This window comes from Pseudanabaena sp. lw0831 (genome assembly GCF_016584665.1).
Taxonomy (GTDB): domain Bacteria; phylum Cyanobacteriota; class Cyanobacteriia; order Pseudanabaenales; family Pseudanabaenaceae; genus Pseudanabaena.
Genome location: NZ_BBJB01000042.1, coordinates 1 through 1,423, shown reverse-complemented (window position 1 = coordinate 1,423; position 1,423 = coordinate 1). Strand labels below are relative to the sequence as shown.

Annotated in this window: 1 protein-coding gene; it reads right to left on the bottom strand. The window is 43.6% G+C overall.

The genetic code is table 11. The annotated features are described in order from the left end of the window. Window positions 1-204: 204 nt before the first annotated feature. Entirely contained in the window at window positions 205-1,248 is a 1,044-nt protein-coding gene (locus tag APA_RS07250; protein WP_201321630.1) for a hypothetical protein, read from the bottom strand. Window positions 1,249-1,423 lie beyond the last annotated feature (175 nt).

Sequence of the window (1,423 nt, the reverse complement as noted above, 5' to 3'; positions counted from 1 at the left end):
CGCCGACTCTCCCTTTTTAATAACTGATGTTACGTGGAACAAAAATCATCCTGATATTTCAATGTCATATTGAAAGAGGGTTTGGAGACCAAACCCCTACATTTTTTGTATAGGTAGGGGCTTGGTCTCCAAGCCCAAATCCCTGCTTCCACGTAACATCAGTTAATAAGATGCAAAAGGCTCGCAAAGCGAGCCTTTTGCATCTTATTTGCTTGCGTTAACTTGTCGATATGCTCTTGATACTAATTGATCGTTAACAAAAGTAGCATTCATACTTAGGTCAGAACTTGTCCAACTAATTACCACGGCCCGCTCCCCAAACTTGCGATCAATTCCCAAGGGTTTTCCTTCAGTTCCTAAAATACTTGCCACTTGGTCGTAACGCATTCCCCGATTCAGGCAGACATAGTTTTTGAGATTTATAGCAGGATTGCCGCAACGGTACTGGGCACTAGTCATGTTGGTATCATGATGTTGCTTAGGCAAAAGTGCCAAGTTAAATGACGGACCAGATAAAGACTCGATCAACCACAAGGCAGCTATGACCATCACCCCAACAATTAGAACATCTTCAATTACCGATCGCACCAAATTGCGTTGGTGACGACGTTTGATTTGCTGTGCTTTTTCCTTTGTCCAAGTTTCCCAAGGGAAAGTATCAACCCATTGGATAGTGTCATTAAACTTTGCGATCGCATTAATTCGCACTGCATCTAAAGCGCCCCTAGGATCGCGAATCGTGATGCGGCTGGCGGTGCGAGCTGCTTGGATAGTCTTAGGATCGACTAACCAGCCACGAAAACGGCGTACTAGATTGCTAACTTTCGATTTCCCTTTAGAAAGAGAACTCTCGGTAGCATTACGCACAGGCGATCGTCTAGCATCATTACGCGCAAGGGCATTTTGCGGTAAAGGTGCTGGTGCATCGATTAGTCGAATATCACGACCCTGCGCTAAGAATGGCGTTGCTTCCCCAATTACATAAAATTCCCATTCAATACGCCGTACCCCAATTAACTGTAGGCGATTGAAATATCGATCAATGCTTTGTGTAAATTCGTTGAGGCGATCGCGATCGGCATCAGAAGCAATCAGGGTAAAAGCAATGGATAGAATTTGCTGCTCAAACTTAAATTCCGTTTGCTCAGCAGCCACTAGATCCATATAATCGGAAGCAAGACTAGTCAGAACATGCTGCAATTTCTGCCAAGCTTGTCTATCTTCAAGATTTAATCGCACTGCTTTCATGATTTATCCTCATCGACCCTAACTAGGTCTCATCGTCATTTGGCAACTTTTTGAGTATTTGGTTGCTTTGTGTGTAACAAGGGTGATGTTACCCAAACCCACAGAGTTTTTTAACATGCTTAAAAAATATCGCGACATATAGCCGTTCAAAACCCATTCATAGAGTTGCGGCACG